At 37.9% G+C, this 14,555-nt stretch carries 12 protein-coding genes; 9 read left to right on the top strand and 3 right to left on the bottom strand.

The annotated features are described in order from the left end of the window. Positions 1-798: 798 nt before the first annotated feature. Positions 799-1,620, top strand: a complete 822-nt coding sequence (locus tag ABWW58_RS15365; RefSeq protein ID WP_353869943.1) for a TIGR02391 family protein — start codon at positions 799-801, stop codon at positions 1,618-1,620. Between the two features lie 1,459 nt (positions 1,621-3,079). Here ABWW58_RS15365 and ABWW58_RS15370 read toward each other — a convergent pair. From ABWW58_RS15370 to ABWW58_RS15380, 3 genes are all read right to left on the bottom strand, one after another. After that, a complete protein-coding gene (locus tag ABWW58_RS15370) occupies positions 3,080-3,676 on the bottom strand; it encodes a HutD family protein (RefSeq protein ID WP_353869944.1) in 597 nt (198 codons plus the stop codon). Between the two features lie 477 nt (positions 3,677-4,153). After that, on the bottom strand, positions 4,154-5,488 hold the full coding sequence (locus ABWW58_RS15375; RefSeq protein ID WP_353869945.1) for an amidohydrolase family protein: 1,335 nt from the start codon (positions 5,486-5,488) through the stop codon (positions 4,154-4,156). A gap of 2 nt (positions 5,489-5,490) precedes the next feature. Continuing rightward, on the bottom strand, positions 5,491-6,771 hold the full coding sequence (locus ABWW58_RS15380) for a Zn-dependent hydrolase (RefSeq protein ID WP_353869946.1): 1,281 nt from the start codon (positions 6,769-6,771) through the stop codon (positions 5,491-5,493). A gap of 285 nt (positions 6,772-7,056) precedes the next feature. Here ABWW58_RS15380 and ABWW58_RS15385 point away from each other — a divergent pair, with 285 nt between their 5' ends. The 8 genes from ABWW58_RS15385 (at position 7,057) to ABWW58_RS15420 (ending at position 14,505) form a co-directional block, all read left to right on the top strand. Then, positions 7,057-7,944 (top strand): MurR/RpiR family transcriptional regulator, encoded by an 888-nt coding sequence (locus tag ABWW58_RS15385; protein WP_353869947.1) that lies wholly within the window; start codon positions 7,057-7,059, stop codon positions 7,942-7,944. A gap of 32 nt (positions 7,945-7,976) precedes the next feature. After that, positions 7,977-8,759 (top strand): transporter substrate-binding domain-containing protein, encoded by a 783-nt coding sequence (locus ABWW58_RS15390; RefSeq protein WP_353869948.1) that lies wholly within the window; start codon positions 7,977-7,979, stop codon positions 8,757-8,759. 142 nt (positions 8,760-8,901) lie between these two features. After that, positions 8,902-9,570: an amino acid ABC transporter permease gene (locus ABWW58_RS15395; protein ID WP_353869949.1), complete on the top strand. Its 669-nt coding sequence runs from the start codon at positions 8,902-8,904 to the stop codon at positions 9,568-9,570. Next, entirely contained in the window at positions 9,567-10,334 is a 768-nt protein-coding gene (locus ABWW58_RS15400; protein WP_353869950.1) for an amino acid ABC transporter ATP-binding protein, read from the top strand. Before ABWW58_RS15395 ends, ABWW58_RS15400 begins: the two co-directional genes overlap by 4 nt. A gap of 16 nt (positions 10,335-10,350) precedes the next feature. After that, a complete protein-coding gene (locus tag ABWW58_RS15405) occupies positions 10,351-11,298 on the top strand; it encodes an agmatinase (RefSeq protein WP_353869951.1) in 948 nt (315 codons plus the stop codon). Between the two features lie 386 nt (positions 11,299-11,684). Then, complete coding sequence (locus tag ABWW58_RS15410) at positions 11,685-12,431, top strand: sensor histidine kinase (protein WP_353869952.1); 747 nt, start codon at positions 11,685-11,687, stop codon at positions 12,429-12,431. Next, the gene (locus ABWW58_RS15415; protein ID WP_353869953.1) at positions 12,428-13,132 is read left to right on the top strand and encodes a response regulator transcription factor; all 705 of its coding nucleotides are present in this window, start codon (positions 12,428-12,430) and stop codon (positions 13,130-13,132) included. Before ABWW58_RS15410 ends, ABWW58_RS15415 begins: the two co-directional genes overlap by 4 nt. Positions 13,133-13,407: 275 nt before the next feature. Beyond that, positions 13,408-14,505: a hypothetical protein gene (locus ABWW58_RS15420; protein WP_353869954.1), complete on the top strand. Its 1,098-nt coding sequence runs from the start codon at positions 13,408-13,410 to the stop codon at positions 14,503-14,505. The last annotated feature ends 50 nt before the right edge of the window (positions 14,506-14,555 follow it).

Consider the following 14,555-nt stretch of genomic DNA (forward strand, 5'->3'; position numbering starts at 1 on the left):
AGTTTGTTAAATCATCATACAAAATGTCTATATTTCAATGGATTCCCATATACTTTTCTGAATTTTCCGTTATAAAATATCACATGAAATGTTATAATCAATCGAATTCATTAAAAGCGATTGATCCCCCCTGTTAGATGATTGAGATATAAAGCTGTATATAGCAATCTAAAAATCCTCCACTTCTACTAAAATGACCGAATCTACACGGTACGTACGCATCTCTCAAACGAACATTTTGTTCGACGGATCAATAATAGTAGAGCGGCCGTCCCTTGTTATGAGACGACTGCTCATTTTTTATGGGTTCACCCATTTGTTTTAAATCATTTCGACCAATTTGGAATAGGTCAATCGTCGAGCAATAACTCAATGCATGCTGAAGTCAACCTGCCACCCGATATTCATATGCATATTTAAACGATCCAATTAACCATGGGCTTACGGCAAGGCTTAATTGATACAAGCAAGGATATGACTTATGGATTTATTGATATGGCTCAAGATCCCTAAAAACTGCGACAAGCACAGTACTGCACTATGAAATTAGAAGCAAATTTCAGCACTCAACGGTTAAATCAGCAAAGTGACTAACCTAAATAAAAATAGACAAATCAGCAAGGAAAATAAGTACACTAGCAAAAACAAACGAAGCTAAGTACATAAGCTGCATATTCAATAACAAAGTTCGTTATAATTTGTCATAGTAATTCTCTCCTTGTTCCCTACCTTGTTCGTATGTTCATGACCTATTCGCAACCATTATACTATTCCTATTAAGAAGGGGGAGGAATTTTCATGAAGCCGATAGATAGTATCTGTATAGAAAAATTGTCAAAGATCTTAGGGGAACTAACGACCGGTAGTAAAATCACAAAACTTTTCAATAAGCACAAGATGATCGACCACGATACTCAAGCAGGAAGACCAATATTGAGTACAAAATGGAAAAGACTCAATGCATCAATTAATCAAGAATACAGAGATCATTCTTCAGATCAACCACTATTCATTGTTATTGAAGATATCATGAATCCTGTAAACTACATAAACGAAACGAACACCGTCTGGTATGATAACCGTGAAAAAATAAATAGAATTCTTATATTTTATGGTTACGAGTTAAATGATAGAGGCAACATTCAGCAAGTGAAAGCTGCAGAGTCATTTACTGAAGCAAAGAAAAGATGTGATTATTTAAAAGAACGGTTGGATTATTTCACTATTCATGAAGATGTATTAAGATACTGTAGACCAGAATTGCTTCAGAATAATTATTTTCATGCGATCTTTGAAGCAAGCAAAGGTGTACTTGACCGGCTTAGGATGATGACAACTTCAACAAAAGACGGAAACTCATTAGTAAATGAAGCATTTAATCTTAAATCATTAAGCATAATTATCAAAGATAACAATCTCGAATCTCAAAATGATAGGAATGAATATTTTGGTTTAAAATCGCTGTTAAATACAATCTGCTACACATACAGAAATCCTAGAGCACATTCACCAAAATTATATAATGACTCAAGTGAAAGGGATGCAATAACGGCATTCATAATAATGTCACTAGCGCACACACAACTTGACAACTGTACGTGTATTAGATACATAGACTAATGGTGGTGAGTTTATCCCCTTTTGGAAACCAAAAATAACTTCCTTAGCTCGCCCGTACATTAATCTTTTAATTAGCTTTAAGCGATTAACATCCCCTTCGAAGAGACCGGGTGTGGGATGCTTAACGTTTATTTATTATACAAAAAGTTTCAGGTCATCAATTATAGAGAGAGACTTACTGATGCAATGAAAAAAGAGATTGATAAGCGATTAAAAAAGAAAAATAATGTCTGATTCATCATCAAGCACTGCAATTATATATGTGGAATGTCCTCTGTTATTATGAGAAAGAGGGCACTTCAAAAACAACAGGGACATCGGTCGATTGGCGGATTGTATGGTATGCGCCATGATTAGAGCATAGTAGACCCATTTTGTACGCATGTAAGTATTGCCAACGGTGTCTTTGATCGTTTCTTTTGCGCCATCACGTATGCCATACTGGATTTATTGATCATAATTTCCACTTTTATTGTACTTGCAAGCAGGGGATTAACCAGCAGTGTCACATGTCTTCTTCCCAGGCTTCTTTTGAATCCATTAATCAGTTATAGAAGAATTCATAAAAGTTAAAAAAGTCGATCGGCAGAAGCATGCTGGTCAATTTTTTTGTTGAGCCCCTAGTCCCAACGGCAGGAGCTTTTTCGTCGAATACTGTCGACAACCCACTGGTCAGTAAAATCCCCATGCTTTTAAGTAGAGTATGGAAAAGTAATAGAAGGATCCGAATCATTGACCAATAAGGTTGGTGTTTGTAAGGCGAAGGTCGAAGTTAATGGAATTCCTAAACTTTCTAATTAATGGAACTTCTACGTTTTCCCCCAAAAGTTGGGACGCACAAATGGTAATTGAAGACAAAATATTTTTTGAATTCTGCTCCATCTATTTTTAACAAGATGCATTATATTTTTCCTGATCAATAACCCATTTTGAATCTTTGCAATCAGGTGGTCACTTTTTATCCCTGTATCTTCTCAGTTCCTTCCGAAAAGCGGTTTTACTATAGACATAGTCATCATATTTCAGTGATGGCTCTATATTTTTTATCCAATCTATTCCTTCATCTATTGTTCTTCCTCATACTTCACCATTATAAATAAAAACTCAGTCACCATACGTAAATCATGCAGTGACTGAGTTTTATAGTCATTAGTACGCGATTTAGAGAGGCTAGAACCATTATGGATGGATTGAAAAGAGCTCAAACAATCTTTTAACTTCGCCTCACTACCTCATTACGGATTGGGTGCAAGGCTCAAGCGCTTCTTTGGCTTTAACGCTTAAGCAAGGCATTCATCCCCAGTGAAGGTATCTGTAATCACGGTTTCATGGCAATGCTCTTTCCAAACTACAATTTCATCAATGCCGATCACCGACGACGGAGGCACAGGCACCACTTTTTTGGGGAAATCGCGTACATAATGATACTAAATGTTTTATTAGACGAAAAGGACCTGTATTAGTTTTTCTCCTCTAAAGCTAAGGTCACTTTTATTAGTTTCAGCTTTGATTGCAAACTAGATAGAGACATTTCAAAATCACTTCTGGATTTGATCATCAAAAAGTCTCCTTTATTCAAAACTAATGATAACCCATCTGTCGAATTTTCCAATTTAACCTTACCTTCCAAAGCAAAATAACCAGTAAATAATTTATTCTCCTGTTTAATAGAGGATTCTGTTATCAATTCAACCTGCCCGCTCCATCCATGTTCTTTGTTTATCATGAGATTAAAATCCCGGCATTTACCATAGGACTTAGTTGTAATGCCTCCATCAAAGTCCGCTAACTCAAAGAGGGATAAGTTTTTATTAGTGCTGCTCCCATTGAAATTTAATTCAATACTTCCTGAAATGGGCATAAGAAAACGATAAAATCCAGGTAGATTTGAAAACAAAGATTCACCTTGCGTAACAGTAGCCGAAGATATCCTAAAGTCAAACTCCCGTAATTGATAGTCACCATTTTCTGGATATATAAAGATCTCAGTGGTTTCGCCACCACTCCAGAAACTTTTACTGTATGCATCGGTTCGCTTTAACCATAATTGATCCAAAGTTCAATCACCCACTCTCACTATGTTGTCTATTTATTACACATAAAACTAAATTGTAGTTTCCTGCAATGGGTCTAACACCCATCCGCTTTAACGGGAGGGCGTTTAGTAACAAATTCGACAGGTATTCAAGAGTACAACTTGATAATTAGAGAAGTGGATCGAGAAAAGATTGTTCCAATGCCTAATTTAGAAATCTTTCGGATACAAAAGGTTTCGATGAATACGTCGTATGCAAACACTTTGCATCACAAGGATATTTATGACTGCACAGAAACTACAATTTTAATGTTCCCAACTGTTTTGAACTTCTTGAATCAAAAGATTCATTAGTCCCACAACAAGCGTTAATGTATGACACATCCCCCTTATAAGAGCTCATTTCCCTCTAGATAAATAAATCCTGATCGACAACGGAGAAATGTTCGTTCGACCAGGCTTTGTACTTTTAAAACAATCTACTTAGCGTCAATTAGATCATATGTTTTCTAGCTTCTCCATCAATTCTTGGACTGCGTTGACGGTCTTGCTTTCCGCTACAGTCAAAATTCGGCCATCTTCCACAGTCACCTGACCGTTTACTACGACTGCACTAATGGCATTAGGCTGCATGGAATAAACGATGTTCGGCAAAACCTGTTCTAATGAACGGCTTATTGGCTGCATAGACAAATCATTCTTATTGATGGCAAGAAAATCGGCTTTATAACCAACGTTCACTTCACCAATGTTCAAATCGAGCAGCTTCCCGCCATTACGCGTTCCCATATCAAAAACCTGTCGATAGTTGACAGCAAGTGAATTTAATTTATCAACTTTTTGGAGAAGCGCACATGCTCTCATTTCTTCAAATACACTAATGCGATTATTACTGCACGCACCATCTGAACCAAGACCTATGTTCACTTTCCCTTTGAGTAATGCTGGAATGTTCGTCACTCCGTCTGCCAGAAACATATTACTTGAAGGACAGTAAGCCAGCTGCGCATGATTACTGCCCATTAACTCAATTTCGTGGTCATCCAGCCACACACAGTGAATAGCAACCATTCGCGATTCATTCATCACACCCAGCTTATTCAATAATTCGACCGGTCTCATGCCATATTCTTTCAAGACCTGTTCGACTTCGAACGGTTCTTCTGCAACATGAATATGAAATTTGGTATCAAATTCTTGTGCCAATTTAAATCCTGCCTGAACCATTTCAGGTGATGCAGCATGCAGACTGTGCGGTGCAGGAACAATACTTGTCATCTCGTCGCCCGCATACTTCAGTGAAAGGGTTCTTACATTTTCTGTCGCTTCTTCAACACCTTCAACATAACCATCGGGTGCGCCTGTCCAGTCGTACATCGTTCTTGCCAATACAAAGCGAATGCCTACATCTTTGGCTGCTTGAATAATCGCTTCATCGCTTTCAATTCCTTCGTTATGCACATAAAAAAAGTCACTAACTGTTGTAACGCCATATTTCATCATTTCTGAAAAAGCAAAAACAGCGCCGGTATAAACATCCTTAGCACTTAATTGAGGCGAATAGCGATAAAGTGATTGATCACGCCATTCCAGAAAGGGTTTATCAACGGCAATACCTCTAAGCAAGCTTTGAAAAGAGTGATTGTGCACATTCACCGTCCCTGGCAGTAGTATTTTTCCCTTCCAATCGACACATTCATAGTCAGGATAACGTTTGCTCAGACGATCATAGGCATCAATCGCTAATATTTTCCCTTCAGATGTTGCTACTGCTAGATTCGATACAAACTGTCCGTTTTGGTAAACAAAATCTGGTTTAAATAACTGACCCATATTTAGTCCAACTCCTTATCCAATCTAAGAATGGTTTGTATTAATACATTTCCCGCCTTTTCAATATCAGAGAAGTCCGTCTTTTCTTCCGGACAATGACTCTTGCCATTTATACTGGGTACAAAGATCATTCCGGTCTTTGCAATTGATGCCATATGAACTGAATCATGACCAGCCATACTTGGAAGATCCATAAAGGGAATGGATAAAGAATTCATGACATAGCGAAGTGTTTCTTTAATTTTCTCATCCATTGGAACGGCATTTTGATCTAAAATTGAAGTTCTTCGAATGATGACTTTTCGTTTCTTTTCAATGGATGATACATCTTCTGTCAAAGAAGACAGTAGATTCTCCAATGTCGCGCGATCCGAGGTACGAATTTCTGCAATTAAATTCACTTCTCCTGGGATAATATTTGCTGAATTAGGCGATACATCAAATTTACCAATAGTAGCCACCGTATTAGGATAACCAGCATTATTAATTATTTTTTCAAGCGAAAGGCTTAATTCTGAACCCGCTAACAATGCGTCGTGCCGATTATTCATCAGTGTTGTTCCAGCATGGTTAGCTTCACCTATAATTTGTATTTTTTCACGATAAATGCCTGTGATGTTCGATACAACGGCCAATGAGCGTCTATTGTCATAGAGATGTCTGCCTTGTTCAATGTGGCATTCTAGAAAAGCACTAAAGTCATGAGGATGAAGCACATGATTCTCTAAATAATCAATGTTTCCGCCTAACCGTTTTAATGTATCACTTAACGGTTCGTGCGTCTTATCATGATAAGATCGGAGTATATCCTCTTTCGTTAATTTTCCTGTAATTGTACGGCTTCCCAAGGTCGACACATTATAAGGGTTGGGTTCTTCGGCTGAAAAGGACACGATTTTAAGTGGGTGACGCAAAGAAAGGCCTGACTCTCCAATTGTTTGCATGACTTCCGTTGCAAGTAAAACGCCAACAGCACCGTCAAACTTTCCACCATTAGGCACTGCATCATGGTGGGAACCCATAACTAATGGAGGTAAATTTTGTTTCCCCCTTACACCGATCCATAAGTTTGCTACAGGATCAATAAATGCTTTTTCAGAAAATGCCTTTTCCCATTCCTCGACCAGCCATTTTCTTGTGTGTATATCACTATCACTTCCAAGAGAACGATCAATTCCTCCATGCCTATTAAGACCATACTTTTCTAATTGATGGAATCGTCTTATGAGTCTCTCTTTGTTTATAAAGATGGGAGATAAATTTTTAGTCATCAGTTTCCCCATACAACATTTCTCCATTCGCTTTTCGAGTTTACTATGAAACGACTATGTACTTATTCATCCAAAATAGAAATACTTCATTCACAATATACTTATTGTGAATAATTATATTCACTAAATTGTACGCTGTCAAATATTCTAAACGTTCATGAAAACTAGTAAACACTAGTGTATATCAATTAAATTAATTGTTGCAGAACGAATAGATACTTGTTATACTATGAATTAAATATTTTATAAAATATAATTCATGAAATATTCCATTAATATGTGAGGTGATTTATTTAAATGAACCAGAACGACACTCATAGCAATCCACCATCTCGATCAACACTATATGAATTTCGTCAGAATCTTTCGTTGGTCGCACAAGAGTCACTAACTTATGATCGACTCGCTCAATATATTGATGCGAACTATCAAAGTATTATTTTTATGACTGCAACTGAATTGTCAAAACATACCCAGGTAAGTCAGGCTAGCGTTACAAGATTTTGTGTTGCATTGGGATTCGATGGCTACAGTGACTTTTTACAATATTTGCAGAAAATGATTAAAGTCGAAATTACCGCACCGCAACGACTAAACAATATAAGGAATGATCGCCATCAAACATCAGATATCATCGATAGCGAAATCCAAAATATTGAGGCACTTAAGGCCATTGTCAAAGAACCTATATATGAAGAACTTGTCGAAAGAATTGTTTCGGCAAAAGAGATCGTTCTACTGTCATCAAGACTTTCGGAAACCCTGCTGCCCTACTTTTCTTATGTATTGAAGAAAATAAGAGATGGGATAGAAGTGGTCACAAATAATGATCCGTCTTGGGAACTGCTTCCCTTACGAAAGCCACATAGGACGCTTATTTTTACGCTTGCTTTCCCAAGATATCCGTCTGATTTGATTGATAAGATTCGGGAACTCAAGGACGCAGGATTCTCAATCGTTGCGGTAACAGACAAGGTTGTCTCTCCAGTGACCAACTTATCCGATTTAGTTGTTACCGTACCACTTACAAAATCTTCAATCTTTGATATCTACGGAGCACCGATTATTTTTCTAAATCTGCTGCTCAGAGATGTTGCAAAGCGAATAAAAGGTCTTTCCATACGACTGGATAAACTTGAACAATTAGAACAAACTCATGGTGTTTATTATTCAAACGAGCACTGAGAGAACTTAGATAAAAAATTGGAGGTATTACTTTGAAAAAAATTATCTGTTTATTGAGTTTATTATCATTATTGGTTATTTTCGCAGGATGCTCAAACGGTTCTTCAAGTAGTAAAAAAGCTGAAGATCCAATCATCGCAAACATCAAAAAGACAAAGGTGCTCACCGTTGGTACAGATGCGACATTCCCTCCATTCGAGTACAAAAATAATGGAGAATACACTGGGTTTGATATTGACCTGGTCAAAGCAGTCGCAAAGAAGCTAGGTGCTGATAAAGTTAAATTTGTTGATACAGAATTTAACGGTCTTGTACCGGGACTTCAGGCGAAGAAGTTCGATATGATTGTTTCCGCAATGTACATTACACCAGAACGTCAGAAAGCCATTGATTTCTCAGATTCCTATTACCCAGGCGGATTATCCATTCTCGTCAATAAGAACAATACATCAATTAATACATTGAAGGATTTAGAAGGCAAGAAGATTGCCGTACAAGTCGGTACGAAATCTGTAGATTTTCTGAAAGAAAATTTAAAAAAGCCAAATCTTACCCAGGTAGACACAAATAACGCGATGTTCCTTGAACTTCAAACCAAGAAGGTTGATGCCGTTGTTACTGGTCTGCCGGCTGCAAAAGTTTATGCGAAATCTCACTCAAGTGTCAAAGTGCTGCCGGAAACTCTAACAAATGAAAATTACGGCTACGGCATTCGAAAAGACAATAAAGGACTGACCAAAGCGGTTAATAAAGCATTGAAGGCCCTGAAAAAAGATGGAGAATACAGCAAAATCGAAAAAAAATGGTTTGAATAATAGGTAATTCATAATGAGACAAAATAAAAGATGCAACGTTTGAACAGGACAGCATTCAGTCTAGCTCCTCTTGACTGGAGCTGTCTATTCTTCTAAATCAATCAAAGATGAATTTTATTTTTTTAATGAAGGAAGGAATATGATGGACTTCTCAGTCATTCTTACAAAAAGCAATCTGCTGCTTTTGCTAAGTGGACTTGGCTATACCATTTTGTTTTCAGTAGTCAGCTTTGCACTCAGTATCATCATCGGAGTCATCGTGGCATTCGGTCAGATGTCAAAAATAAAAGTCATCCATGGGTTATCTGTTTTTTATCTCTCTTGGTTTAGAGGAACACCACTTCTCGTACAGCTTTTTTTAATGTACTATGGACTTCCTCTATTACTTGGGATCACTACTGTGCCTTGGGTTTCAGGAATACTCAGTCTTGGATTGTATAGTGGCTCCTATTCCTCCCAAATTATTCGAGGAGCAATCCAATCAATCGGAAAAGGACAGATGGAAGCAGGTCGATCATTAGGTTTCTCCTATGCACAGACCATGAAAAAAATCATTTTGCCACAGGCCGCTTTAAGGACATTTGCTCCGCTGACTAATGAATTTATTTCGGTTACCAAGAATTCTGCCTTGCTTTCGACAATCACAGTCGTTGAACTATTCCGCGAAGCAAATTTGATCATGAGCAGTACCTATCGAACACTTGAAACGCTCATCGTTGCTTCGATCCTTTATTACATTTTTAATAATCTGATCGGGTTCGTCGGTAGCTGGTTTGAGAAACACTTTCGAACGGGGGAGGAACTGCGATGATTGTGATTAATAATCTTCACAAATTTTTTGGCAGTACAGAAGTCCTGAAAGGAATTAATCTAAGAATTGAGAAAAGCAAGGTCTACACCATCATCGGTGCCTCCGGTTCAGGAAAAAGTACGTTGCTCAGATGTATGAACTATCTTGAGCAGTATGATGAAGGGGAAGTCCTTTTCGAAGGACAACCTATGGGACGAACAAAAGTCAATGGAGTTTATCATGAAGTGAGTCAAAGCAAATTGAATAAGCTGAGGCATGAAGTCGGCATGGTTTTTCAGTCATTCAATTTGTTTCCGCACAAAACAGTGCTCGACAACATCATTATGGCCCCTATTTCATTAAGAAATATGCAAAAAAAGGATGCCGTTGATCTCGCCATGAACCTTCTTGCAAAAGTCGGATTGTCTGATAAAGCAAAGGCGAAACCACACAGTCTGTCAGGCGGTCAAAAACAGCGTGTTGCGATTGCCAGAGCGCTTGCCATGAATCCAAAAGTCATGCTTTTTGATGAACCCACCTCTGCACTTGATCCGGAGATGGTTGGCGAAGTTCTTAAAGTCATCAAGCAGCTTTCAGATGATGGCATGACCATGGTTGTGGTGACACATGAAATGAGATTTGCACAAGCCGTATCTGACGAAGTGATCATGCTTGCCAATGGGATTATTGAAGAACAAGGCACTCCCGCCCAAATTTTTCAAAGTCCAACGCGGCAGATCACCAAAGATTTCTTAAGTAGAGTCTTTGAGAGCGAGAATGTTTAATTAGGAGGCGATTATTTTGAGCAATACTGTAGATCTACCAATCACCGGTATCTGTTCTTTTGCCAAATACCCTATATGTACCAATCGAAACCAATTAAATGCCGACATGGCCATACTAGGTGTTCCCTATGACCTAGGCGTCGGTTTCCTGTCCGGGACACGCCTTGGACCGAGGCGTGTCCGTGAAGCATCAACACAATACGGCCGAGGAGATGCGGGTTTTTATGATCCTGAAAGAGATGAGGTCTACCTAGCTGCCCCATGGAAAATTGTCGATTACGGTGATGCGGATATCATCAACGGAAATATTGAAGCTTCACAAAAAAATATCGAGAAAGCAGTTAGAGAAATTCTTACTCAAGGCGCAACGCCAGTCGTTATTGGCGGCGATCACTCGATTTCTATTGCTGTTACCAAAGCATTAGATTCCCTTGGACCGCTTACCGTCGTTCAAATCGATGCTCATCTTGACTGGTCAGACGCACCCGGTGGGCAACGTTTCGGCAACGGCAGTCCAATGCGACGTATGTCCGAAATGGAACATATACAAGGAATGGCACAAATCGGCCTAAGAGGTCTAGGCAGCAGCAAGAAATCCGATTTTGAAGACGCAAGAAAGTATGGAAGTGTGCTCATTCCGGCAAAAGAGGTAAATCAACTAGGCTCCGAGAAGGTTATCGATAAAGTACCAAATTCCGATCGATACTATGTAACCATAGACATCGATGCCTTCGACATTTCAACAGCTCCAGGAACCGGTTCACCCATGCCCGGAGGATTGTCCTTCACACAGATTGACGACTGTTTAAAAGCCCTTTCTGAAAAAGGCGAAATTGTCGGCTTCGATCTTGTCGAGGTGGCCCCTCAATATGATCCTACAGGCACCACCACGAGAATTGCGGCAATTACAATGTTGAACTTTATGGGCTACATCCTTAAGCAACGAGAACAGAGAAAACAATAAATATAATGAAAGAATCGAACAATGACGATGAGGCACCTTTTGGGATAGCCTCTTTTTTAGCTATTTTGAAATTATCTGATTGAAATAACAGTGGCATTTTGTCATCGTAGCATATAAGAAATATTATACTAAGTTATATCTATTACAGATGCTGGTTGTCGAGCTTCACTTAGCCAGTCCCTCCGCCACTTAACAAATTAATCGCATTAATTTTATATGTTAAAATAATGAACAAAAATCCGCTCCTATCCTGTAAACTAAACGCAACAGAAGGTACTAATTCACACAGACTTACAAACGCCATTTCTCCATTTCTTTCAAACCTCTAGCTACTCCTTGGATTTATTAAATGCTATCATAGAAACAAGGGTAGGTGAAGGCGTGTCATGAATCTTTCGATTTTCGAGGGATTAGTTTTTATGAGTGTCTTGATTATTTTTCTCTCATTTTTCTTGTTGCTCTCTCTCCCTATTTTTGAAAAAGAAATCGATATTCTGGAACTTGAAAATGTGCAAATACATTTACAGAACCGTCTGCAGGAGAGTGAATTAATGCAGTTAAGCAGGCAAATTCAGCCTCATTTTATGTTTAATACGCTGAATATTGTTCTCTCACTCGCCCGACTAAATCGACAGAAAGAACTGATTGAAAGTATTGAAAGTTTCTCAATGTATCTGAGGTATAAGTATACAGAGAAGCAGGATCTTATTTCATTCAATGAGGAGATCGCACATGTTAAGAACTATTTGAGCATTCAAAAACTTAGGTTTGGGAAGAAACTAGATATCAAAATTAAAGTAGAAGCAATTGATATGCCTGCGGGTATACCGCCATATACACTGCAAATCCTTGTAGAGAACGCGTTTAAGCATGGACTTGATGAGAAAAAAGGGCAAAAACAATTGTCCATTTATTTTGAACGGCTCGGGAACTGGGTACAACTAAAGGTTATTGACAACGGGAGCACGACACTGAACGTAAATGCATCCAGCGGCATTGGACTAGAAAATATTCGTAAACGATTAAGCCTTATTTTCGATCTTTACACAGATATCAGCATCGCTAAAAACAAACAGAACGAGACCGTTGTCCAAGTGGTTTGGCCGTATATGGCAATGGAGGGTGAGCAATGAATGTCTTAATGGTAGATGATGAATATCTCGAACTGGAACAACTGACTCAGCTCATTTACAAGCGCTATCCAAACTGGAATGTCTTTTCTGCCGAAGATGGTACCGAAGCGACTTCCATTGCTTCTACGCATTTGATTCACTTAGCATTACTTGATATTCATTTAAGCGGAGAATCCGGGCTGGATCTCGCCGATAAACTTCAAAGTTTATCCAAAGGCATTAAATTTGTTATTATCACGGCTTATCAAGACTTTGAATATGCCAAAAGAGCGATTAAGCTTAATGCGATTGATTACATTGTCAAACCAATCATTCAAAAAGAACTTTATGAAGTGCTTGATTCATTAGGAAAGAAAAGCCGTTCACCATCAGTAACCCCACTTTTAGAAAAAGGCATGAAGTTTGTTCAAAATAATTATGCCAAAAATATTCACTTACAAGACGTAGCGGAACATATTCATGTTTCAGCAAACTATTTAAGCAAAAAATTTAATGATGAGCTGCATGCTTCATTTAATGATTACCTAGCACAATTAAGAATTAATCAGGCAAAAAGTTTGATGATTGAGCATCCGGAATATTCCTTACAATACATTTCAGATGCAGTTGGATATTCCAGCCAAAACTATTTTACCAACTCATTTAAAAAATACGAACAAATGACACCGACACAATTCAAACGAGAAAAGATAGGGTTCTAATGACTATAAATGATCTATTTTTTGTTTATCTCTTACTGCTTATATTTTCACTTTCATTTCTGAGAAAAAACAATTCAATTTCAGGTTACCTAATCACAAGAAAAAAAATCGGGTTAAATGAAGGAACATTGCTTCTTTTGTCGCATTTACTCAAAGGATATCTTTTTCTCATCCTGTTCCAAATGATTTCGAAACAAATGATTTTTTGGATTATTGGGTTTTGTTTTGCACTCATTTTAGTGACTACATACTTTCAAAAGTGGATCCACCACCATATGACTGATCATTTAAGTAATCCAAATCATACTCCACTTACTTTTTTTAAAGAGCGGAGCACTTGGCGTGCCTATAACAGTCTGCTCATTGTTATGGCATTGATCGCTTTTTTCTCATTTATTTCCGAACTTACTTGGATCACTTTGATCGTTTCCGATGCGTTTCAGATTCCTATTGTAGTGATTCTCATTGCTTTGATTTTTCTTGTGTATGTCTATTCAGTAATGGGCGGTTATGGTGCCATATCAAAAATCAGCAGAGTGCTGATTGTATTTGCATTTGGTACAGTTGCTTGCTTGCTCTTGTATATCTATCTTACCAACGGGATCAAAACGGTTTATCAAGTATGGACGGTTCAACAAAATCATTTGCATCAGAAGCTTTTCTCAAACATCCTTGAGCAAATAATTTGGTTTCTTATCATGATTTTTATCTATCTCGGTTATATGCTCACCAATATTTCTCTTTGGCATCTCAACTTTTCCATGAAAGCGAACAGAATAAAAAGCATTTATCGAAATGCAATTTTCTGTTTTACAAGCTTAGTGACTGCTTTATTATTCATTGGGGTCTTTACGCAAAGTATCGCAGTCATACCTCCGTACCCATTCACTAGCGTTTTACATGTATTATCCAATTACTCAGATATCGCGATGACATTCTTAATTTCAGCACTTTTATCAATTGGACTAATCAGTTTGATGGTCAGCATGAAAGCAATCATGGATGCTGTTTTTTTAATACTTCCCGAACAGAAACATCCGGGTATTGCATTTTTTAAAAATGTCCATCTGACAACATTAGGTGTCCTTTTACTCTTATGTTTCACATTGCGGCTTTCCTACGACACACTGCTTGTCAGCATCAAACTGTTTTCCATTTTATGTATCGTATCCATCCCTTGCTTTTCATTGCTTATCTTATCAAGAAAAAAGATCACAATGCTGACCTTGACTCCCCTACTCATTGGATTCCTTGGTGGATTTTGTTTGATTATCGCTCATACATCGCTATTGATCAGTATATTGTCCTGTTTGATTCTCAGTGGTTGTTTGCAATCTATCATTTGGTTATGTCAGGTTTTGTTACACAAATGATAGATTTTTATAAAATCTGAATAATATATCGTAACTTCTCTCACTTCTGT

This window comes from Sporolactobacillus caesalpiniae (genome assembly GCF_040513385.1).
Taxonomy (GTDB): Bacteria; Bacillota; Bacilli; order Bacillales; family Sporolactobacillaceae; genus Sporolactobacillus.

Coding starts and splice junctions, on each gene's coding strand:
- ABWW58_RS15365 (WP_353869943.1), top strand. CDS start 799: ATGAAGCCGATAGATAGTATCTGTATAGAAAAATTGTCAAAGATCTTA.
- ABWW58_RS15375 (WP_353869945.1), bottom strand. CDS start 5,488: ATGGGTCAGTTATTTAAACCAGATTTTGTTTACCAAAACGGACAGTTT.
- ABWW58_RS15380 (WP_353869946.1), bottom strand. CDS start 6,771: ATGGGGAAACTGATGACTAAAAATTTATCTCCCATCTTTATAAACAAA.
- ABWW58_RS15385 (WP_353869947.1), top strand. CDS start 7,057: ATGAACCAGAACGACACTCATAGCAATCCACCATCTCGATCAACACTA.
- ABWW58_RS15395 (WP_353869949.1), top strand. CDS start 8,902: ATGGACTTCTCAGTCATTCTTACAAAAAGCAATCTGCTGCTTTTGCTA.
- ABWW58_RS15400 (WP_353869950.1), top strand. CDS start 9,567: ATGATTGTGATTAATAATCTTCACAAATTTTTTGGCAGTACAGAAGTC.
- ABWW58_RS15410 (WP_353869952.1), top strand. CDS start 11,685: ATGAATCTTTCGATTTTCGAGGGATTAGTTTTTATGAGTGTCTTGATT.
- ABWW58_RS15415 (WP_353869953.1), top strand. CDS start 12,428: ATGAATGTCTTAATGGTAGATGATGAATATCTCGAACTGGAACAACTG.
- ABWW58_RS15420 (WP_353869954.1), top strand. CDS start 13,408: ATGACTGATCATTTAAGTAATCCAAATCATACTCCACTTACTTTTTTT.